The sequence below is a fragment of the Streptomyces sp. 5K101 genome, from assembly GCF_046506645.1.
In the GTDB taxonomy this organism is placed as follows: domain Bacteria; phylum Actinomycetota; class Actinomycetes; order Streptomycetales; family Streptomycetaceae; genus Streptomyces.
Genome location: NZ_JBKFFO010000026.1, coordinates 20,705 through 41,929 on the forward strand (window position 1 = coordinate 20,705; position 21,225 = coordinate 41,929).

Annotated in this window: 15 protein-coding genes and 2 pseudogenes; 5 read left to right on the forward strand and 12 right to left on the reverse strand. The window is 71.8% G+C overall.

Annotated features, from left to right (window positions below):
* Positions 1 to 55 precede the first annotated feature (55 nt).
* The 5 genes from ACLB9X_RS30735 to ACLB9X_RS30755 form a co-directional block, all read right to left on the reverse strand.
* Positions 56 to 193 carry a hypothetical protein gene (locus tag ACLB9X_RS30735; protein ID WP_410363700.1) on the reverse strand — a complete coding sequence of 46 codons (138 nt, stop codon included), beginning with the start codon at positions 191 to 193 and terminating at the stop codon, positions 56 to 58.
* Positions 190 to 408: an aldehyde dehydrogenase family protein gene (locus tag ACLB9X_RS30740; protein ID WP_410363701.1), complete on the reverse strand. Its 219-nt coding sequence runs from the start codon at positions 406 to 408 to the stop codon at positions 190 to 192. Before ACLB9X_RS30740 ends, ACLB9X_RS30735 begins: the two co-directional genes overlap by 4 nt.
* Positions 393 to 584 carry a hypothetical protein gene (locus ACLB9X_RS30745; RefSeq protein WP_410363702.1) on the reverse strand — a complete coding sequence of 64 codons (192 nt, stop codon included), beginning with the start codon at positions 582 to 584 and terminating at the stop codon, positions 393 to 395. Before ACLB9X_RS30745 ends, ACLB9X_RS30740 begins: the two co-directional genes overlap by 16 nt.
* Positions 585 to 772: 188 nt before the next feature.
* Entirely contained in the window at positions 773 to 1,636 is an 864-nt protein-coding gene (locus tag ACLB9X_RS30750; RefSeq protein WP_410363703.1) for an acyl-CoA thioesterase, read from the reverse strand.
* 24 nt (positions 1,637 to 1,660) lie between these two features.
* Positions 1,661 to 4,234 (reverse strand): DEAD/DEAH box helicase, encoded by a 2,574-nt coding sequence (locus tag ACLB9X_RS30755; RefSeq protein WP_410363704.1) that lies wholly within the window; start codon positions 4,232 to 4,234, stop codon positions 1,661 to 1,663.
* 59 nt (positions 4,235 to 4,293) lie between these two features.
* Between ACLB9X_RS30755 and ACLB9X_RS30760 the strand changes: the two genes are divergently transcribed.
* Positions 4,294 to 5,085, forward strand: a complete 792-nt coding sequence (locus ACLB9X_RS30760) for a metal-dependent hydrolase (RefSeq protein ID WP_410363705.1) — start codon at positions 4,294 to 4,296, stop codon at positions 5,083 to 5,085.
* 67 nt (positions 5,086 to 5,152) lie between these two features.
* Positions 5,153 to 5,779, forward strand: a complete 627-nt coding sequence (locus ACLB9X_RS30765; RefSeq protein WP_410363706.1) for a TMEM175 family protein — start codon at positions 5,153 to 5,155, stop codon at positions 5,777 to 5,779.
* Positions 5,780 to 5,860: 81 nt separating this feature from the next.
* Here the strand turns inward: ACLB9X_RS30765 and ACLB9X_RS30770 are convergent, their stop codons facing one another.
* Together ACLB9X_RS30770 and ACLB9X_RS30775 are read right to left on the reverse strand one after the other, a co-directional pair.
* Positions 5,861 to 7,642: an ABC transporter ATP-binding protein gene (locus tag ACLB9X_RS30770; RefSeq protein WP_410363707.1), complete on the reverse strand. Its 1,782-nt coding sequence runs from the start codon at positions 7,640 to 7,642 to the stop codon at positions 5,861 to 5,863.
* A pseudogene (locus tag ACLB9X_RS30775) lies at positions 7,639 to 9,443 on the reverse strand (ABC transporter transmembrane domain-containing protein). Before ACLB9X_RS30775 ends, ACLB9X_RS30770 begins: the two are co-directional and overlap by 4 nt.
* A gap of 183 nt (positions 9,444 to 9,626) precedes the next feature.
* On the opposite strand from ACLB9X_RS30775, the gene ACLB9X_RS30780 reads away from it, so the two are divergent.
* Positions 9,627 to 11,216 (forward strand): peptide-N4-asparagine amidase, encoded by a 1,590-nt coding sequence (locus ACLB9X_RS30780; protein ID WP_410363708.1) that lies wholly within the window; start codon positions 9,627 to 9,629, stop codon positions 11,214 to 11,216.
* Positions 11,217 to 11,252: 36 nt separating this feature from the next.
* Here ACLB9X_RS30780 and ACLB9X_RS30785 read toward each other — a convergent pair whose 3' ends face one another.
* A complete protein-coding gene (locus ACLB9X_RS30785) occupies positions 11,253 to 11,699 on the reverse strand; it encodes a MarR family winged helix-turn-helix transcriptional regulator (RefSeq protein WP_410363709.1) in 447 nt (148 codons plus the stop codon).
* Between the two features lie 111 nt (positions 11,700 to 11,810).
* Here ACLB9X_RS30785 and ACLB9X_RS30790 point away from each other — a divergent pair, with 111 nt between their 5' ends.
* On the forward strand, positions 11,811 to 13,637 hold the full coding sequence (locus ACLB9X_RS30790) for an ABC transporter ATP-binding protein (protein ID WP_410363710.1): 1,827 nt from the start codon (positions 11,811 to 11,813) through the stop codon (positions 13,635 to 13,637).
* 124 nt (positions 13,638 to 13,761) lie between these two features.
* Here ACLB9X_RS30790 and ACLB9X_RS30795 read toward each other — a convergent pair whose 3' ends face one another.
* Complete coding sequence (locus ACLB9X_RS30795) at positions 13,762 to 14,844, reverse strand: NAD(P)-binding domain-containing protein (protein WP_410363711.1); 1,083 nt, start codon at positions 14,842 to 14,844, stop codon at positions 13,762 to 13,764.
* An 88-nt stretch (positions 14,845 to 14,932) separates the two neighbouring features.
* Here ACLB9X_RS30795 and ACLB9X_RS30800 point away from each other — a divergent pair, with 88 nt between their 5' ends.
* Complete coding sequence (locus tag ACLB9X_RS30800) at positions 14,933 to 15,355, forward strand: YjbQ family protein (RefSeq protein ID WP_410363712.1); 423 nt, start codon at positions 14,933 to 14,935, stop codon at positions 15,353 to 15,355.
* A gap of 37 nt (positions 15,356 to 15,392) precedes the next feature.
* On the opposite strand, the gene ACLB9X_RS30805 is transcribed toward ACLB9X_RS30800, so the two are convergent.
* The 3 genes and pseudogenes from ACLB9X_RS30805 to ACLB9X_RS30815 form a co-directional block, all read right to left on the reverse strand.
* Complete coding sequence (locus tag ACLB9X_RS30805) at positions 15,393 to 15,725, reverse strand: hypothetical protein (RefSeq protein ID WP_410363713.1); 333 nt, start codon at positions 15,723 to 15,725, stop codon at positions 15,393 to 15,395.
* A gap of 219 nt (positions 15,726 to 15,944) precedes the next feature.
* On the reverse strand, positions 15,945 to 16,433 hold the full coding sequence (locus ACLB9X_RS30810; RefSeq protein ID WP_410363714.1) for a hypothetical protein: 489 nt from the start codon (positions 16,431 to 16,433) through the stop codon (positions 15,945 to 15,947).
* A pseudogene (locus ACLB9X_RS30815) lies at positions 16,421 to 21,224 on the reverse strand (putative T7SS-secreted protein). The gene ACLB9X_RS30810 and the pseudogene ACLB9X_RS30815 overlap by 13 nt, the downstream one beginning before the upstream one ends.
* Position 21,225 lies beyond the last annotated feature (1 nt).

The window sequence follows — 21,225 nt, forward strand, 5'->3', positions numbered from 1 at the left end:
GAGGGACGTCCCGTCGCCCTCCCGGCGCCTGCTTCGCCGTGGTGCGCCGCAGCCCTCAGTAGCCGATACAGGCCGAATGCCACGCGGTGTAGAACTCCCAGACCTCGGGCGAGCACTCCGGCGGCCCGTACTGGGACGCCTTCGCGCCGGTGTGCGGCGGATGCGCGTACGCGCCCACGCCCGGACGGTTCACGTGCAGCATCCCGCCTCGAACCGTTCCACTGCCTCGAACGCCCGCGCCTGGGACGCCGTGAACACCGTCCCGCTCATCCCGTACCTCACCGCGTTCGCGATGCGCAGCGCGTCGTCGAACCCGTCCGCGTCGCCGACGGCCAGCACCGGGCCGAACACCTCCTCCTGGGCGAGCTCGCTGTCCCACGGCACGTCCCGGATCACCGTCGGCTGCACGTAGCACCCCTGCGGCAACCCCTCCCGTTCCTCCCGGCCGCCGCCGCACAGACGGCGAACTCGCCGATGCGGTCGGCGACATCGGCCGGATTGATGTTCTCCCTGGTCAGTCCCGACTCGGCCGGGACCCACCGTCCGTCGATGAAGTTGAGCCGAAGGTGCTGTGACTGAGCCATGCCCTCCCCTTCGCTGGACCACGTCGGCACCACTGCCGGACCCGGCCAGGCTCTCCGACGACAGAGGGCCGTCACAACGCCCGATTGCCGAATACGCCCGACAACCCCGGCCTATCGACGGCGCGGTCCGGTCGGCGGGAGGGGGGCGGGGCCGACGGGCCCGGGCACCGGGACATGCTGCTGACCCGTTACACCGGCCGGAACAGACCCTCCTGTACCACCGACACCAGCAGCTGACCCTCCCGGTTGTAGATCCGGCCGCGCGCGAGGCCGCGGCCGCCCGTGGAGATCGGGGACTCCTGGTCGTACAGGAACCACTCGTCCGCCCGGAACGGACGGTGGAACCACATCGCGTGGTCCAACGACGCCATGTCGAAGCCGCGCGGTCCCCACAGCGGCTCGACCGGGATGCGCACCGCGTCCAGGAGCGTCATGTCGCTCCCGTAGGTGAGCGCGCACATGTGCACCAGCGGGTCGTCGCCCAGCGGCCCCACGGCGCGCATCCACACCGCGCTGCGCGGGTCCGCGTCCTTCAGCTCCTCGCGGGTCCAGCGCAGCCGGTCGACGTAGCGGATGTCGAACGGCTGCCGCCGGGCCATCCGCTCCAGCGACTCGGGCAGCGCGCCCAGATGATCGCGGATCTCGTCCACGAGCATCGGCAGCGTCTCCGGGGCGGGCACGTGCCGCGGCGGCAGCTGGTGCTCGATGCTGCCCGGCTCCGGGCGGTGGAACGACGCCGTCAGATTGAAGATCGTCTTGCCCTGCTGGACGGCGGTCGTGCGGCGCGTGGTGAACGACCGGCCGTCCCGGACCCGTTCGACCTGGTAGACGATCGGCACGCCCGGAACACCGGGCCGCAGGAAGTAAGCGTGCAGCGAGTGCACCGGGCGCCGGCCGTCCGTCGTCCGGCCGGCCGCGACCAGCGCCTGGCCCGCGACCTGCCCGCCGAAGACGCGCTGCAGCGACTCCTCGGGGCTGCGCCCACGGAAGATGTTGACCTCGATCTGCTCCAGGTCGAGCAGATCGACCAGCCGATCGGCCGGATTCGTCATGACGGGTCGTCCTCTCGGTGCGGTTCAGAGCTGGCCGACGGACGTGACGCGCACGACCGCCCGGCCCTCCTCGTCGGAGGCCGCCAGATCGACCTCCGCGCTGATGCCCCAGTCATGGTCGCCGTTCGGGTCGGCGAACGTCTGGCGCACACGCCACAGACCGTGCGCCGGTTCCTCCTCGATGGCGAGGAGCTTCGGGCCGCGGGCGTCCGGGCCGGTGCCCAGATCGTCGTACTCGTCCCAGTAGGCGTCCATCGCCTCGCCCCACGCCTCCTCGTCCCACCCGGACTCGGCGTCCATCTCGCCCAGTTCGCCGACCTGGTCGAGCGCGGCGAGCTCCACCCGGCGGAACATGGCGTTGCGGACCAGGACGCGGAAGGCGCGGGCGTTCGCCGTGACCGGCTTGACCTGGTCGGCCTTCTCCTGCGCCTCCTCGGCCGTCTCCACCTCGGGGTTCGCCAGCTGCTCCCACTCGTCCAGCAGGCTGGAGTCGACCTGGCGGACCATCTCGCCCAGCCAGGCGGTCAGATCCTCGAGGTCCTCGGTCTTGATGTCGTCCGGGATGGTGTGGTCCAGCGCCTTGTACGCGCTCGCCAGATAGCGCAGCACGATGCCCTCGGTGCGGGCCAGCTCGTAGAAGGACGTGAACTCCGTGAAGGACAGCGCGCGTTCGTACATGTCACGGATGACCGACTTCGGCGACACCGGGTGGTCGCCGACCCACGGGTGCGACTTCTTGTACGTGTTGTACGCGTGCCAGAGCAGCTCTTCGAGCGGCTTCGGGTACGAGATGTCCTGGAGCCGCTCCATCCGCTCCTCGTACTCGACGCCGTCCGCCTTCATCGCGCCCACGGCCTCGCCGCGCGCCTTGTTCTGCTGGGCGGCCAGGATCTGGCGCGGGTCGTCGAGCGTCGACTCGACGACCGAGACCATGTCGAGCGCGTACGACGGCGACTCCGGGTCCAGCAGCTCGAACGCGGCGAGCGCGAACGTCGACAGCGGCTGGTTGAGGGCGAAGTCCTGCTGGAGGTCGACGGTGAGCCGGATCGTGCGCCCCTCGGCGTCGGGCGCGTCGAGCTGCTCGACGACCCCGCCGTCCAGCAGGGAGCGGTAGATCGCGATCGCCCGCCGGATGTGCCGCAGCTGGTTCCGGCGCGGCTCGTGGTTGTCCTCGAGCAGCTTGCGCATCGCCTCGAACGCGTTGCCCGGACGGGCGATGACCGACAGCAGCATGGTGTGGGTGACACGGAAGCGCGAGGTCAGCGGCTCCGGCTCGGAGGCGATCAGCTTCTCGAAGCTGTTCTCCGTCCAGCCCACGAAGCCCTCGGGCGCCTTCTTGCGCACCACCTTGCGGCGCTTCTTCGGGTCGTCGCCCGCCTTCGCGAGCGCCTTCTCGTTCTCGATGACGTGCTCCGGCGCCTGGGCGACCACGAAGCCCGCCGTGTCGAAGCCCGCGCGGCCGGCGCGGCCCGCGATCTGGTGGAACTCACGCGCCCGCAGCGTCCGCACCCGGTTGCCGTCGTACTTGGTGAGCGCGGTGAACAGCACCGTGCGGATGGGGACGTTGACCCCGACGCCGAGCGTGTCCGTGCCGCAGATGACCTTCAGCAGACCCGCCTGGGCCAGCTTCTCGACCAGGCGCCGGTACTTGGGCAGCATGCCCGCGTGGTGCACGCCGATGCCGTGGCGTACGTAACGGGACAGGTTCCTGCCGAACTTGGTGGTGAAGCGGAAGTTGCCGATCAGCTCGGCGATCTGGTCCTTATCCTCGCGCGAGCACATGTTGATGCTCATCAGCGACTGCGCCCGCTCGACGGCCTGCGCCTGGGTGAAGTGGACGATGTAGACCGGCGCCTGCTTGGTCTCCAGGAGCTCGGTCAGCGTCTCCGTGATCGGCGTCAGCCGATACTCGTACGAGAGCGGGACCGGGCGCGTCGCGGAGCGGACCACGGACGTGGGGCGCCCGGTGCGGCGCGTGAGGTCCTTCTCGAACATCGACACGTCGCCGAGCGTCGCCGACATCAGGACGAACTGCGCCTGCGGCAGTTCCAGCAGCGGGATCTGCCAGGCCCAGCCGCGGTCCGGCTCCGCGTAGAAGTGGAACTCGTCCATCACGACCTGGCCGATGTCGGCGTCCTTGCCGTCACGCAGCGCGATCGAGGCGAGCACCTCGGCGGTGCAGCAGATCACGGGGGCGTCGGCGTTGACCGACGCGTCGCCCGTCAGCATGCCGACGTTCTCCGTGCCGAACAGCTTGCACAGGTCGAAGAACTTCTCCGACACCAGGGCCTTGATCGGCGCCGTGTAGAAGGTGACCTGGTCATGGGCCAGCGCTGTGAAGTGCGCACCCGCCGCGACCAGGCTCTTCCCGGAGCCCGTGGGGGTGGACAGGATCACGTTCGCCCCCGAGACCACCTCGATCAGGGCCTCCTCCTGAGCCGGGTACAGCGTGATGCCCCGCTCCTGGGTCCAGGAGGAGAAGGCGTCGAAGAGGGCATCGGGGTCGGCGTGGGGCGGCAGCTGATCGATAAGGGTCACGCCCCCATCTTGCCTGGCTTCCGCCCGGATGAGGGAACCGGCCGCCGCACCGAAGATCACGAACGGTACGCTGCCCTGCCAACTGGGGTTCAGCACAAGTCAATGGGGCGGGAACACACATGATGGGACCGGCGCACTCGCTGTCCGGGGCGGCTGCCTGGCTGGGGGTGGGGGCGGCAACGGCCGCCGCCGGCCACGCGATGCCGTGGCCCGTGCTCGTCGTCGGAGCGCTGATCTGCGCGGGCGCGGCGCTCGCGCCGGACCTCGACCACAAGGCGGCGACGATCTCCCGCGCCTTCGGTCCGGTCTCGCGCGGGCTGTGCGAGATCGTCGACAAGCTCTCGTACGCGGTCTACAAGGCGACGAAGAAGCCGGGGGACAAGCGCAGGACCGGCGGTCACCGGACGCTGACGCACACCTGGCTGTGGGCGGTGCTGATCGGCGCCGGCGCATCAGTCCTGGCGATCATGGGCGGCCGGTGGGCCGTGCTCGCGATCCTGTTCGTCCACATGGTGCTCGCGGTCGAGGGCCTGCTCTGGCGGGCCGCGCGCGTCTCCAGCGACGTCCTGGTGTGGCTGCTGGGCGCGACGAGCGCGTGGATCCTGGCGGGCGTGCTGGACAAGCCGGGCAATGGGGCGGACTGGCTGTTCACCGCGCCCGGGCAGGAGTACCTGTGGCTCGGCCTGCCGATCGTGCTCGGCGCCCTCGTCCACGACATCGGCGACGCGCTGACGGTCTCCGGCTGCCCGATCCTGTGGCCGATCCCGGTGTCCGGCAAGCGCTGGTACCCGGTGGGCCCGCCGAAGGGCCTGCGGTTCCGGGCGGGCAGCTGGGTGGAGCTGAAGGTGCTGATGCCGGCGTTCATGCTGCTGGGCGGCGTGGGCGGCGCGGCGGCGCTGAATGTGATCTAGGGTCTCCGGGCTCCATCCGGGGCAACACCGGCTGCCGACGGGGGCGCTCGCCGGTAGCGTCCCGGGCGTGGGCGAAGCCGGAAGCGGACGGCACCAGGACGAGGACGCGGACACCGTCATCGGGCGGGATCGGCTGCTCGCCTTCGGGGACGCCGTCTTCGCCATCGCGATCACGCTGCTCGCCCTCGACATGACCGTGCCGGACGGTCTGTCCGCCGCGGAGCTCGTCGGCGCGCTCGACAAGACCCTCGCCGACGTGGGCGCGTTCCTGCTCAGCTTCGTCGTCATCGGGGTGCTGTGGGTGAACCACCACGCACTGTTCTCCCGGATCGCCCGGCTCGACTCGTGGCTGCTGTACCTCTATCTGGCGCTGCTGGCCATGATCGCGGGGCTGCCGTTCCCGACCCGGCTGATCAGCGAGTACGGGGACACCCCGCTGGGGACGGCGGTCTACGCGAGCTCCATCGCGCTCGCCGCGGCACTGCTCACCGCGATGGCGCTCAGGGTCCACCGTCGGCCGGCCCTGGCCGCTCCGGGAGTGTCGCGGGAGAGCCTGCGCATTCCCGTCATCGAGGGCGCGGTCATGGTGGCCGTCTTCGCCACGTCGATCCCCCTCACCCTCGTCTCGCCCGTCGTCGCCCAGCTCTGGTGGCTGCTGGCGATCCCGCTCCGCCGCCGCCTCGCCCGCGGCTGACCGGGGCGCCGACGGCGCTCGCGAGGTCCGTGGAGTGCGCGGAGTCCGTGGAGTGCGCGGAGCCCGCGGAGTCCGTGGAGACTATCCGTGCCAGGACCGCCACAGCGCCGCGTACGCCCCCTCGGCCGACACCAGCTCGTCGTGACTGCCCAGTTCACTGATCCGGCCGTTCTCCACCACCGCGATCACGTCCGCATCGTGCGCCGTGTGCAGCCGGTGCGCGATCGCCACCACCGTGCGGCCCTCCAGCACCCGCGACAGCGAGCGCTCCAGGTGGCGGGCCGCCCGCGGGTCCAGCAGCGACGTCGCCTCGTCCAGGACGAGCGTGTGCGGGTCCGCCAGCACCAGGCGGGCCAGCGCGATCTGCTGGGCCTGGGCCGGGGTGAGCGGGACACCGCCCGAGCCGACCTCGGTGTCCAGGCCGTCGGACAGCGCCCGTGCCCACCCGTCCGCGTCGACCGCCCCGAGCGCCGCCCACAGCTCGGCGTCCTCCGCCGACGTACGGGCGAGGAGCAGGTTGTCCCGCAGCGAACCCACGAAGACGTGGTGCTCCTGGTTGACCAGCGCGACGTGCTCGCGCACCCGTTCCGCCGGCATCCGGGACAGCTCGGCCGCGCCCAGCGTGACCCGGCCGGTGCGCGGGGCGTAGATGCCCGCGAGCAGCCGGCCCAGCGTGGACTTGCCCGCGCCCGAGGGGCCGACGAGCGCCAGCCGGGTGCCGGGAGCCACGTCCATCGAGACGCGGTGCAGCACGTCGACGCCCTCCCGGTACCCGAAGTGGACCCCGTCCGCGCGTACGTCGCGACCCTCCGGGCGCACCGCCCCGTCGCCCGCGTCCGGCTCGATCTCCCGCACGCCGACGAGCCGTCCCAGCGACACCTGGGCGACCTGGAGCTCGTCGTACCAGCGCAGGATCAGGTTCACGGGGTCGACCATCATCTGGGCGATCAGCGCGCCCGTGGTCAGCTGCCCGATGCCGATCCAGCCCTGGAGGACGAACACGCCGCCGATCATGAGCACGGAACCGAGCACGGTCGCGTGCGTGACGTTGAGGACCGGGAAGAGCACGGAGCGCAGGTAGAGCGTGTACCGCTCCCACGCCGTCCACTCCTTGATCCGCCGGTCGGAGAGCGCCACCCGGCGGGCCCCGAGGCGGTGCGCCTCCACGGTGCGGCCCGCGTCGACGGTCTCGGCCAGCACGGCGGCCACGGCCGCGTAGCCAGCTGCCTCCGAGCGGTAGGCGGAGGGCGCCCGCCGGAAGTACCAGCGGCAGCCGATCACCAGCACCGGCACCGCCACGAGCACCGCGGGCGCCAGCGGCGGCGCGGTCACCGTCAGCCCGCCGAGCAGCAGCACGATCCAGAACACACCGATCGTCAGCTGTGGGACCGCCTCGCGCATCGCGTTCGCCAGCCGGTCGATGTCCGTGGTGATACGGGACAGCAGATCGCCCGTCCCGGCCCGCTCCAGCACGCCGGGCGGCAGCCCGACCGACCGTACGAGGAAGTCCTCGCGCAGGTCCGCCAGCATCCGTTCACCGAGCATCGCGCCCCGCAGCCGTACCAGGCGCACGAACGCGGCCTGGATCACCAGCGCCACCGCGAACAGCGCGACCGTCCGCTCCAGATGGAGCTCGCGCGCTCCGTCCGCCGCCCGCTCCACGAGCGAGCCGAGCAGCCACGGGCCGGCCATCGAGGCCACGACGGCCACGGTGTTGACGAGCACGAGGAGCGCGAAGGCCCGGCGGTGGCGGCGCAGCAGCCCGGCCACGTACGCCCGCACCGTCGCGGGTGACCCCACCGGCAGGGTCGTCGCCGTCTGGGGAGCCGCCGGGTCGTAGTCCGGTGGCACCACGCCGATCATGCCGTCTCCTCGATGTCGATCGCGGTGGTGAGGGCGCGGTCGCCCGATACGTGGACCGAGGAGAGCTGTTCCTCGTCGGTCTCGCGGGTGACGACCGCGCGGTACCGCGGTTCCTTGTGCAGCAGTTCGCGGTGCGGGCCCACCGCCGCCGTCGCGCCGTCGTGGACCAGGACGACCCGGTCGGCGCGGTCCAGCAGCAGCGGCGAGGACGTGAAGACGACCGTCGTACGCCCGGACCGCAGCGACCGCAGTCCGTCGGCGATCCGCGCCTCGGTGTGCGAGTCGACGGCCGACGTCGGTTCGTCGAGCACCAGCACCTCGGGGTCCGTCACCAGCGAGCGCGCGAGCGCCAGGCGCTGGCGCTGGCCGCCGGACAGGGAGCGGCCGCGCTCGGTGATCGGCGCCCCCATGGGGCCCCCGTCGAGCGACGCCTGCGCGAGTGCGGCGAGGACGTCGCCGCACTCGGCGGCCGCGAGCGCGTCCGCCGCCGACACCCCACCTGACGCGGGCACGTCGAGCAGCTCGGTCAGCGTCCCGGACAGCAGGACCGGGTCCTTGTCCTGGACGAGGACGGCCGCCCGCGCGGCGTCCAGCGGCAGGTCGTCCAGGGCGACGCCGCCGAGCAGCACGGACGGCAGACCCTCCGGTTCCGCCGGGTGTCCGCCGAGCCGTTCGGCCAGCCGGCCGGCGGCGTCCGGGTCGCCGCACACGACCGCGGTCAGGAGGCCGGCGGGCGCGTGCACTCCGGTGGCCGGGTCGTACACATCACCCGCCGTTGCCGCCGCGTCGGCGCCCGTGCCGTTCGTGGGCCGCTCCAGTGACAGCACCCGCGCCGCCCGGCGGGCCGACGGGCGCGAGAAGGAGTACGCCATGGCGATCTCCTCGAAGTGCCGCAGCGGGTAGGCCAGCAGCATCACCGCGCTGTACGCGGTGACCAGTTCGCCCACCGCGATACGGCCGTCGCCGACCAGCCCGACGCCGTGGTGAACGACCGCGATGATCAGAAGGCCCGGCAGCAGCACCTGCACGGCCGCGATCAGCGACCACATACGGGCACTGCGCACGGCCGCCCTGCGCACCTCCTGGGAGGCGCGGCGGTAGCGGGCCAGGAACAGCTCCTCGCCGCCGATGCCGCGCAGCACCCGAAGGCCCGCGACCGTGTCGGAGGCCAGCTCGGTGGCCCTGCCCGCCTTCTCGCGCTGCGTGTCCGCGAGCCGGGTCGCGCGCGGCAGCAGCGGCAGCACGCCGAGAGCCAGCACCGGCACCCCGATCGCGACCAGCACACCGAGCGCCGGCTGGTAGACCAGCAGGGCGACGCAGACGACCACGACCGTGACGGCCGCCGCCAGGAAGCGGGAGACCGCCTCGACGAACCAGCCGATCTTCTCGACGTCGCCCGTCGACACCGCGACGACCTCACCCGCCGCGACACGGCGGGTGAGCGCCGAGCCCAACTGCGCGGTCCTGCGCGCCAGCAGCTGCTGGGTGCGCGCGGCGGCCGTGATCCAGTTGGTGACGGCCGTACGGTGCAGCATCGTGTCGCCCACGGCGATTCCGGCCGTCGCGAGCGCCATCAGGCCGCCCGCCGCGGCCAGTCCGGCCGCGGAGCGCTCCACCACGGCCTGGACGGCGATACCGACGCCGTACGGCAGCGCATCACGGACACGAAGTGCAGCAGGCCCCAGCACAGGGACTTGACCTGTCCGCGCAGCTGGCCCAGACCGAGCCAGAGGAGGAAACGGGGGCCGGACCGGACGTCGGGTACTCCTGGATCGGGATACGGAAGATCGCGAATCTGCATGACGTCCCAGGGCTCGTCGAGGAGGGAGTGTGGAGGGCGAGGATGTGGTTCAAACCGTGCAAGGTTCGCGGTTCACCGCCCCGGCGGGCAATTGAATTTCTGCGCAGGGCAGCACAGAACACGCCAATATCCATCAGCGGGGGTCTGGCGCGGCACACCCCGCGCACGCTTCACTCCTGACCCATGAAGCGAAAGATCATGTCCATGATTACCGGGGTGGTCCTCGCCCTCGGGACGGTCCTCGGGACGGGACCGGCGGCCGCGGCCGAGACCCCGCCCGCCGAGTTTGGCACCGACTGGCACGACCCCGTCAGCGCCGCCCCGCCCGTGGCGCGCCCCGAGACCAGATCGTGCCAAGTCACCGTCGCACAGGCCCAGTTCCGTGACTTCACGCCCTACCGCGGCGCCTACGCACCGCCCCCGGCCTGCGGCACCCGCTGGAGCAAGGTCGTGCTGCGGCTCGAAGGATCGGTGAAGGGACGCCAGTACGACCGGCTCGGCCATCTCGCCATCGGCGGCGTCGAGATCCTGCGGACGTCGACGCCGCAGCCCTCGCCGGACGGCATCACCTGGTCGGTGGAGAAGGACATCACCCGATACAGCGACACCCTGCGCCGGGCGCAGCCCGTCGAGATGCTGATCGGCAACGTCGTCAACGAGACGTACACCGGCGTCATCGACGTCAAGGTCACGCTGACCTTCTACACCCCCGGGCGAGGCGCCCGGCCCGCCGAGACGCCCGACAGGGTGCTGACCCCCGACGGCACCACCCTCACCACTCCGCGCAACAGCGAACGCATCGTCGCGGAGGTCTACGCGACCGGCTCGGGCGGCGGCTGCGAGGAGTACTGGTACATGACCGTCCCCGACGCCGCCCCGTACTCCTGCAAGGCCGCCGACGGGCCCTATCGGGAGGTGCGGATCAGCGTGGACGGTCAACTCGCGGGCATCGCGGCACCGTTCCCGACCGTGTGGACCGGAGGCTGGTCCAATCCGTTCCTCTGGTACGTCGTTCCGGGACCGCGCGCCCTCGACGTCAAGCCCGTCCAGTACGACCTCACCCCCTTCGCCGCGCTGCTCAACGACGGCCGGCCGCACCGCCTGGAGGTCTCCGTCGTCGGCGTGCCGCCGGGGCAGACCGGCTGGAGCACCCCCGTCAACGTCCTCGTGTGGCAGGACGAGGGACGTGACGTCGTCACCGGCGCGCTCACCCGCCACGAGGAGAGCCGCCCGCTGAACTCGTCCACCTACACGCCCGGCGCCGAACACCGCCTGGACACCCGCGGCGAACACCGCCTCACGGTCGCCGGGCACCTCGACACCTCGCACGGCAGGGTCACCACGACGGTCACCCGGTCCGTGGCGAACACCTCGGTCCACCGCTGGAGCGACGGCGAGAATCCCGACGCGCTCACGGCCACCTGGACCGACGACGAGAGGCTCACCCGGGGAGGCACTGTCACCACCACCCGCCGCACGTACGAGATGGACGGGGTGACCACGCTCGGCGAGGGCGACCGGCTGCGAACCGTGCTCACCCTGGCGGACAAGGCCGACACCACCGTCACCCGGGGCACCCGGCGGCTGTCGTGGTCGCGCCTGGACGACACGTACACGGGTGACGCCACGTACACGGCGAACGTGCCCCGCGACCAGCGGCACGCGGTCGGCACGTCGGCCGAGCGCTATCGCCTCCACGGCTCCGCCGGCTGCTACGACCGCAGCCTGCGCACGGTGCAGGGGGTGCTGACGGAGGACCGGCGCCTGTGCTGATGTGACGGAGGCGGGCGGGGCCCTGCCGAGCGAGTCTCAGCAGCGCCGGCGCGGCCCGTCGACCAGCGTGGACAGGAGCTCGCCCAGCACCTCGCGCTGCTCGGCGGTGAGCGGCGCGAGCACGTCCTCCGCCGCGGCGCGGCGCGCGTCGCGCAGCGTCCGGAGCGCGGCGCGGCCGGTGTCCGTGAGCTCGATGCGGGTCACCCTGCGGTTGGCCGGGTCGGGGACGCGCCGCACGCAGCCGCCCGCCTCCAGACCGTCGACGAGGCTGGTCACGGCGCGCGGCACCACCTCCAGGCGCTCCGCGAGGTCGGCCATGCGCGGCGGCCGGTCGTAGTGCGCGACCGTCCGCAGCAGGCGCGACTGCGCCGGGGTGATGGAGATGGCGGCGGACTCCAACTGGCGCTTCTGGCTGCGGTGGAGGCGGCGGGTCAGCCGCAGCAGCTGCTCGGCGAGCAGGCCGTCGGCATCAGGGGTGCTCATGCGGGAACATTAGCAGGATGTTGTTCATTGTGAATACAGGTAACAGTGAGCTAGGCTCTCGGACATCGTCCACCGGACGACCCCGTCCGTCCGCCCACCGGAAGGAGCCCGTTGCGCCCCGAGCACCCGACCTGGACTCCGCCGCCCAGGGACCCCGACCAGCCGCCCGCGGACGTCCGCCGCATCCTGCGCCTCTTCCGGCCCTATCGCGGCAGGCTCGCCGTCGTCGGCCTGCTCGTCGGCGCGTCGTCGCTGGTCTCCGTCGCGTCGCCGTTCCTGCTCCGCGAGATCCTGGACACCGCGATCCCGCAGGGCCGCACCCGGCTGCTCAGTCTGCTCGCCCTCGGCATGATCGCCACCGCGGTGATGACCAGTGTCTTCGGAGTGCTCCAGACCCTGATCTCGACCACCGTCGGCCAGCGCGTCATGCACGACCTGCGCACCGGCGTCTACGCACAGCTCCAGCGCATGCCCCTCGCGTTCTTCACCAAGACGCGCACGGGCGAGGTCCAGTCCCGCATCGCCAACGACATCGGCGGCATGCAGGCGACCGTCACCTCCACCGCCACCTCCCTGGTCTCCAACCTCACGGCCGTGGTCGCCACGGTCGTCGCGATGCTCGCCCTGGACTGGCGGCTCACCGCCGTCTCGCTGTTGCTGCTGCCGCTGTTCGTCTGGATCAGCCGCCGCGTCGGCCGTGAGCGCAAGAAGATCATCACACAGCGGCAGAAGCAGATGGCGGCGATGGCCGCGACGGTCACCGAGTCCCTGTCGGTCAGCGGCATCCTCCTCGGCCGCACCATGGGCCGGGCCGACTCGCTGACCCGGTCCTTCGCGGACGAGTCCGAGCGGCTCGTCGACCTCGAAGTGCGCTCCAGCATGGCGGGCCGCTGGCGGATGTCGACGATCGGCATCGTCATGGCGGCCATGCCGGCCCTCATCTACTGGGCGGCCGGTCTCGCGCTCAGGACGGGCGGCCCGGCGATCTCCATCGGCACGCTCGTCGCCTTCGTCTCGCTCCAGCAGGGCCTGTTCCGCCCGGCCGTCAGCCTGCTGTCGACCGGCGTGCAGATGCAGACGTCGCTCGCGCTCTTCCAGCGGATCTTCGAGTACCTCGACCTGTCCGTCGACATCACCGCGCCCGCGAAGCCCGTCCCGCTCGACAAGATCAGCGGCGACGTCCGCTTCGAAGCGGTCGACTTCGCCTACGACGCCGCGCAGGAGCGGCCGACCCTCGACCGGATTGACCTGGCCGTGCCGGCGGGCGGCTCCCTGGCCGTGGTGGGGCCCACCGGTTCCGGCAAGTCCACGCTGAGCTATCTGGTGCCCCGGCTCTACGACGTCACGGGCGGCCGCGTCACGATCGACGGCGTCGACGTCAGGGACCTCGACTTCGACACCCTCGCGCAGGCCGTCGGCGTCGTCTCCCAGGAGACGTACCTCTTCCACGCCTCCGTCGCCGACAACCTGCGCTTCGCCAAGCCGGACGCCACCGACGAGGAGATCGAGGCCGCGGCCCGCGCCGCGCAGATCCACGACCACATCGCCTCGCTGCCCGACGGCTACGACACCCTGGTCGGCGAGCGCGGATACCGCTTCTCGGGCGGTGAGAAGCAGCGGCTCGCCATCGCCCGCACCATCCTGCGCGACCCGCCCGTGCTCATCCTTGACGAGGCGACCAGTGCCCTTGACACCCGCACCGAGCAGGCCGTGCAGCAGGCCATCGACTCCCTGTCCGCCGGACGCACCACCATCACGATCGCCCACCGGCTGTCGACGGTCCGCGACGCCGACCAGATCGTCGTGCTGGAGTCCGGGCGCATCGCCGAGCGCGGCACCCACCAGGAGCTCCTCGACCTCGACGGCCGCTACGCCGCACTGGTCCGCAGGGACGCGGAGCTGCGGCCCGGCGCGCCCGCGCCCGCAGAGCTCCCCTGAGGCCCGCCCACCTGGCCTTTCTGACGAGGTGTCGGCCCTCGCCGCGCGGTTCCTGAGCGGCACCGGCGGGCCCCCGAGGCCAGGGACACGGGCTGACCTGTGGCCAGCCGCGTGACCACCGGCGTCAGGCCGGCGCCGGTTCGCGCTCCAGAAGGCGCTTGATCTCGCGTACCGCCGCGCGCCCGGCCCGGTTCGCCCCGATCGTCGACGCCGACGGGCCGTAGCCGACGAGGTGGACGCGCTCGTCCCGTAGGGCCCTGGTCCCCTCCACCCGGATGCCGCCGCCCGGCTCCCGCAGGCGCAGCGGGGCCAGGTGGTCGATCGCCGCCCGGAACCCGGTCGCCCACAGGATCACGTCGGCCTCGACCGTCCGGCCGTCGTCCCAGGCCACCCCCGTCGGCGTGATCCGGTCGAACATCGGCTCGCGCTCCAGTACCCCGGTCTCGCGGGCCCGCCGGACGGCGTCGGTCAACGGCAGGCCGGTCACCGACACGACGCTCAGCGGCGGCAGCCCGCGCCGCACGCGCTCCTCGACCATGGCGACGGCGGCCCGTCCGGCGTCCTCGTCGAAGGGGCCCTCGCGGAAGACGGGGGGCCGGCGCGTCACCCAGGTGGTCTCCGCGGCCACCTCGGCGATCTCCATCAGGTGCTGGGTCCCCGACGCCCCGCCGCCGACCACGACGACGCGCTGCCCGGCGAACTGCTCGGGACCGGGGTAGTCCGCAGTGTGCAGCTGGCGCCCCCGGAACGTCTCCTGACCGGGGTAGCGGGGCCAGAACGGGCGGTCCCAGGTGCCCGTCGCGTTGATCAGCGCGCGTGCCGACCAGACGCCCTCGGAGGTCTCGACCGCCAGCCGGCCGCCGTCGGCCTCGCGTACGGCGTGGACCTCCACCGGCCGGTGGACCCGCAGGTCGAAGCGCTCCTCGTACGCGGCGAAGTACGCGCCGATCACCTCGGAGGACGGCCGGTCGTCGTCGGCACCGGTCAGCTCCATGCCGGGCAGGTTGTGCATGCCGTGGACCTTGCCGTAGGTCAGCGAGGGCCAGCGGAACTGCCAGGCACCGCCCGGGCGCGGGGCGTGGTCCAGGACCACGAAGTCCCGGTCGGGCACCAGGCCGACGCGCCGCAGGTGGTAGGCGGCGGAGAGCCCCGCCTGACCGGCGCCGATGACGACCACGTCCACGTCCTGCGCCCCAAGATTGTTCACGTTTCTACCAACCGTGAAAAGGCCCGGGATCTTCCCGGAGTGGCCGTGCGACGCGCGCCGGGCAGGTGACGGACGAGAGGATGGAGCCATGCCCGGACACTTCACCACCACGACGCTGACCCTCACCACCGGTTCGGCCGAGACGGTCACCGACCTGACGCACGCCTGCAAGCAGTTCCTCGCGCAGCACGCGGACGGCAGGGACGGCCTGCTCAACGTCTTCGTCCCGCACGCCACGGCAGGCATCGCCGTCATCGAGACCGGCGCGGGCAGCGACGACGACCTGCTGACCGCGCTGCACACGCTGCTGCCCGCCGACGACCGCTGGCAGCACCGCCACGGCAGCCCCGGCCACGGCAGGGACCACGTCCTGCCCGCGGTGGTCCCACCCCATGCGACGCTGCCGGTGCTCGGCGGCCGCCTGGAGCTGGGCACCTGGCAGTCGGTCTGCCTGGTGGACACGAACAAGGACAACCCGAGCCGCCAGGTGCGGCTGTCGTTCCTCGGGTAGCGTCCGCGTCCAACGCGGCGGCGACTCGTGCTGTCACTCACGGCACCGTGAACCAACAGATGTCGCCGGAGTCGGGCAGCCGGGACAGGCGGCGCACCTCCGTCGCGATCCGCGCGAGCGTGTCGGCCTTCTCCAGGTGCCACGGCAGGAAGGGCTCTTCTCGCGACTCCGTCAGTTCGCCGGCCCTGGCGTCGGCGTCATACAGGTCCCCGACGATGTGCAGGAGCAGCGTCGTCTGCTCCTCGAATGAGGCGCCAGGCCCGAGCAGGCTTCCCACAGATCCGCTGACCACCGAGAAGCCGAGCCAGTCGTCGTGTGCGTACCGTGCGAGGTATGCGAGTTCACCGCGGTAAGCATCGGCATTGAGCACGCTCATTCTCCGTGCTGCGGAATGGGGGTTGACGACGTCTGTTGTTCGGCGGGCCGGTCGGCGTAGTGCGCGACGTCCACAGTCTCCCCTGTGAAGCGGGGGGGGGTGATGTGCAGTGGATCGTCCGTCACCGTCGCGCGCCAGTCGCCGTCAAGGTCAGCTTCATGGGGGTCCGGGCGCCATGGAGCGAAGCTTCCCTTGAGGCCCTGACCGGGAAGCTCACGCGGAGGCGGGCGCGGGTTCCTCCAGGGCGACCAGGACCATGACCGGGAGGTCGGTGTCCTGCTGCACGACGCCGGCGGTCAGGACCCGGCCGTCCAGGACCCACTTCCGCACCGCGATGAACTCGTCCTTGTCCGCCGCCGTCTGCTCGGCTTCAACAAGGTGGTCGGCGAGCGGGGACCCCTCGATCTCGGGGACGAAGCCGGCCAGTTCCCGCTCGCCCTCCTCGTAGACGGCGTCCAGGTCGTCGAAGTAACCCGACTCGTCGACATCGCGGATCCAGACGGCGAACGAGACGCTGACCGCCCCACTGCGGAACGTCTGGATCCATCCCCGGATGCCGTCCTTGTGCCAGGACGTCTCCACGCCGTCGCGGGGCTTGCCCCCGGGCGTCCACTCCTGGGCCGAGAACGTTGTCGCCGCGCCCTCGGCGGTCAGCGGGACCAGGCCCCGGAGCTCTTCCAGCATCGCGGTCACTGCAGCCATGAACTCATTCCACTCATGCCGTTGCCGGGCACGTGATACGCCTTCAGCTGCCCACCGGCATAGGCCTCGGGGAAGGCCTTGGACAGCACCTCGTTCACATGCGCGGCACCCCATTCGTTGGACACCATATAGCGGACTCCCTTGCCCCCGAGATCCTCGTTGAGGGCGAGCAGCTTGTCGGTCTGTTTGGTGAGCCGGGTCTCGTCGTAGAACTCGGAATCGGGGTTGTACGGGGATTTCTCCCACTCGCCGTAGTTGTCGCCGCCGGTCCACTTGGCCTCGGTGACCCAGCCGTCCCGCGGTCCGCCGTCGACGTGGACCTCCCGGCCGTCCGGCAGGATCCACTGCTGCTCGTAGCTCTGGTCGGTGACGAGCCGCTGGTACCGGAACGAGGGACGCTCGAGCTGCTTCTCGGTGAGCCAGCCCAGACCCTTGAAGCGAGAGTAGGGGGACAGGCCGAGGGGGTCGCACACCGTGAACGGGTTGTGGACGTAGGCGACCGGGTTCGGCGAAGGGCCGAGGCCGAGGGGGTCCGGGGAGGTGTAGCGGCCGGTCGCCGGGTCGTAGTGGCGGAACAGGTTGTAGTGGAGACCGGTTTCGGGATCGTAGTACTGGCCGGGGAAGCGCAGCGGGGTGTAGGCGGTGCTGGAGCGGGTCCAGACGGTGCTCCCCCAAAGGGTGCTCCGGCTGCGCCAGGCGATGTCGCCGGTCTCGTCGATCAGCTCGGTGGGGGTGCCGACGAGGTCGGTGGCGACGGCGAAGAACCGCCGGTCGATCTCCTCCTGGCGGGTGTCCGGGGTGAGGAGGCGTTCCGTCTGGGAGAGCGGGACCACGCCGCGGTGGTCCCAGGGTGAGGGCGACCACGTGCGGCATGTCCGGGGTGTGGACCGTCTGTTCGCACAGGGTCCCGCCGTCCCAGGAGAAGCGCGTCTCCTCGACCACACGCTCGCCGTCCGTCGCGAGCCGCTGCTTGGCGGTGCGCCGGCCGAGCGGGTCGTAGCGGTACCGCCACCGCGTGCCGTCGGGGGTGACGACCGAGGTGAGGCGGTTCTCCGTGTCCCACTCGTAGCGCCAGCTGTCGGGCTTGCGGGACAGCCGGGTCTTCTGCCGCAGGGTGACCCGGCCGAGCGCGTCATGCTCGAAGCGGACGTCGCCGGCGCGGGTGAGGGTGGTGCCGGAGTAGGCGCGTTCTCCGATCGCCTCGACGCCCGGGTGCCCGGCGGGCCAGGACGCCGAGGTCTGGTTGCCGGCGTCGTCGTACGCGTACCGCTCCGTCCAGCCCCGGGCGTGGATCGCGGTGACCCGGCCGAGCGCGTCGAGATCGAAGGTGCGGGAGCCGGACAACCCGTCGGTCAGGGAGGTGAGATGGCCGTCGGCACGGTAGGAGTAGCGACGGTGGTTCAGGGAGCGGTCGCCGGTCGTCAGGTGCTGGGTGGAGAGCCTTCCGGCCTCGTCCCAGCCCGAGGCCAGGGTGAGGGCGCCGCCGCCGAAGACGCGCTCGAGTTCGCGTCCGGCCTCGTCGTGGGTGAACGCGACTTCGCGGCCGCCGGCGGTCATGCGGGCGGTGCGGCCGGCGGCGTCGTAGCCGTATTCGGTGATCGCGCCGGTGGGGGTGGTGCGACGAACCCGTCGGCCCAGGGCGTCGTAGGCGTAGTTCATGGCGCGGCCGTCGACGAGTTCGGTCTTGATCCGTCCGCGTCGGTCGTACACGTAGGCGACCTCGCTGTCCGGGCCGGACGCCTGGAGGAGGCGTCCGGCCCGGTCGTACGCATAGGTGGTCACCGCTCCGTCGGCGTCCTTGCGGACCACCCGGCCGAGCTCGTCGTGGGCGTAGGAGACCGTTCGGCCGAGTGCGTCGGCCCGAGCGGTGAGCTGTCCGGCCGCGTCGTAGCCGTAGGCGCGGGTGCGGCCGTCGAAGTCGGTCTCGGAGACGAGGCGGCCGGCGGCGTCGTACTCGTAGGTCCAGGTGAGGCCATGCGGATCGGTGACCCTGGTGAGCCGCAGGGCGGCGTCGTGCTCGAATGTGTGGCGGGCGCCGTCGGGTTGGATCCGGGCGGTGAGCAGGTCGAAGTGGGTGTACTCGAAGTGGGTGACGCCACCGATCGGGTCGGTGTGGGTGAGGCGGTTGCCCTCTCCGTCGTAGGTCCACGACTCCGTGGTGCCGTCGGGGGCGACACGGCGGGCGAGGTTGCCGTCCGCGTCCCATTCGGAACTCGTGACTGAGCCCACCGGGTCGGTGATGCGCACTGTCCGGCCCAGGGCGTCGCGTTCCAGGCGGGTGACGCCGCCGACCGGGTCGACCACCTCCACCGGCAGGCCCGCGGCGTCGCAGCGCACGGTGGTGGTGGCACCGAGGGCGTCGGTGACGCTGACCGGCCGGCCCCGGTCGTCGTAGGTGTAGCGGGTGGTGGAGCCGGCCGGGTCGGTGACGGCGGTGCGGTTGCCGCGGGAGTCGAACTCCTGGAGCCAGCGGGCGCCGTCCGGTCCGCGGAACTCGGTGGACAGCCCGAACGGGCCACGGACGGTCCGCAGTTCGCTTCCGTCGGGCCGGGTGACGGTGAGCAGTCGGCCGTCGTCGTCGTAGGTGAAGGCGGTGGTGCGGCCGAGCGGGTCGGTACGGGACAGCAGGTTGCCGTCGGGGGTGTAGCGGAACCGGGTGGTGTGCCCGAGCGGGTCGGTGGTGGCCACGATGCGGCAGCGGCTGTCGATCAGGTGGCGGGTGACATGCCCGTCGGCGGTGGTCAGGACGGTCGTACGGTGGCCGGTCGCCCCGTCGGGTTCGGTGTACGCCAGCGTGACCTGGACGTGGCCGGCCTCGCCGCCTTCGAAGACGACGCGGTCGCGGTCGTCGTAGATGTAGTCGTAGCGGCGTCCGTTGGAGTCGAGCCAGGACGTGACGCGGTGCCGCTCGTCGTACGTGAAGCCGGTGACGGCGCCGGACGGCCGGGTGACGGTGGTGAGGTTCCCGTCCTCGTAGCCGTAGGCCATCAGCGGCAGGTCGGCGCCGTCCTCGCCGGCGCCGGCCAGGGCAAGGGCGGTGATCCGGCCGTCGCTCACTGTGAAGGTCACCCGTCGGCCCGCCGAACAGGTCAGGGCGAGCGGCACGCCGTTCTCGGTGCGCTCGACGACCCAGGCGTTGCCGTGGCGGTCCTCGATCCGCTCCAGCCAGGCGATGCCGTCGCCGCCCGGCTCGGTGCCGGGCGGGGCGGTGAAGCGGCGGACCAGGCCCGTGTCGGGATCGGTGAGGGTGTAGTCGCCGTCCGCGTCGCGACCCAGCAAGGTGCGCGCCGCCCCCGTCTCGGGGCCGGTGGGGGCGTCGGGGACCGGGTGCGGGTAGCAGATCAGCAGGCCGTCGGCGGTGAGGTGTACGACGCCGACCGGGTCGATCTCCAGGCGCTCGTCGACGGTGGAGGTCCACGACGGGCCGAGGAAGCGGCCCGTGGCGCTGCCGGACTCGGTGCGGCGGGTGAAGACCAGCGGGAGCGTACCGGGCAGGACGAGGTCGGTCTGGGGCAGGAACATCCGGCCCGTGGCGAGGTCCACGGGGTCGGTGCCGGCGACGGTGCGCGTCTCGTTCGGGCGGGTGTTGGTGCCGTCCGGGGCGTCGTCGACCAGCTTGCGCAGCCGTGCCGCGTCCGCCGCGTCCGCGGCGATGCGTACGCCCTTCACCGCGGCGCCGCCGCCGCCCGTGGCCACGGTCAGCGCGGCGTCCGGCAGCAGGCGGCCGAAGCCCTCGTACGGGTCCTTCATGAAGTCGCCGACCATCTGCTTGCCGGTGCCGACCGGGTCGTTGACGGCGACCACCAGCCCGGCGGCCAGGCTGTTCAGCGACGTGGCGTACTCGGCCGGGTGCGTGATGTTGTACGGGTCCAGGGGGTTGATCCCCCGGACGAAGTTCACCAGCCCGGCGGTGCCCTTGATGATGCCGCCGCCGACGTGGTCCCCCATGATCTGGAGCTCCTGGAGCCCGTCCCGCAACTGCTCGGCGTACGACGGCTTTTCCGGGGCCTTGTCGCGGGCGGCGCGGACCGCGGTGCGCGCGGTCTCCGCCGCCGTGTTCCGCTGCTTGCGGGCCTGGGCGAGGATGTCCTGCGCATCCTGCATTAGCTGCTTGCCGGGATCTGTGAAGGTCGATGCGGGACGGGGCGGGAGCGTGGCCGGGTCGCGCTGGTCCGCGGGCTGGGCGTTGTAGCGTTCAACCGCGCTGTTGTAGTCGTCGACCTTCTTGCGGTGGGCATCGGCGGCGGCCTCCGAGACCTTGGTGCCCTCCTTCCACATGTCGATCGCCGTCTGTGCCTGTGCCTGCGCCCAAGTGACCGTGCCGGCGAACGCCTCCAGCGCGCCGGCCGCCTTCTCGCAGGCATCGGCACCGGTGAACCACTTGGGCGGCTGGGTGCCCACGGCGGTCCGCAGCGCCTCGGCCGCCTCACCCTTCAACTGGGAGGAGTCGAGGCCCTTGAGGCCGTCGCCGGCGTTGTCGAAGGCCGTCTGGAAACCGCGGAGCTGCTTGGCGGTCGACCGGAGCTTGTCCGGGCTGCCGTAGACCAGCTTGGTCTTGTCCTCGGTCTGCCCGAGGTCCATCTCGTCGACCTCGGCGCCCATCCGGTTGGCGATCGAGCGCGACTGCTCGCGCACCCAGTCCGCGCCGGACTCCCAGCCGACGTCGTCCAGCCGGTCGGCGGTCCAGTTCCCGGCGTCCTCGACCCGGTTGCCGGCCCACTCGACGCCGTCCTCGACCACCTTCTCGACCGAGTCGGGCGTGATGTCGCTGATGAAATCGCCGATACCCATG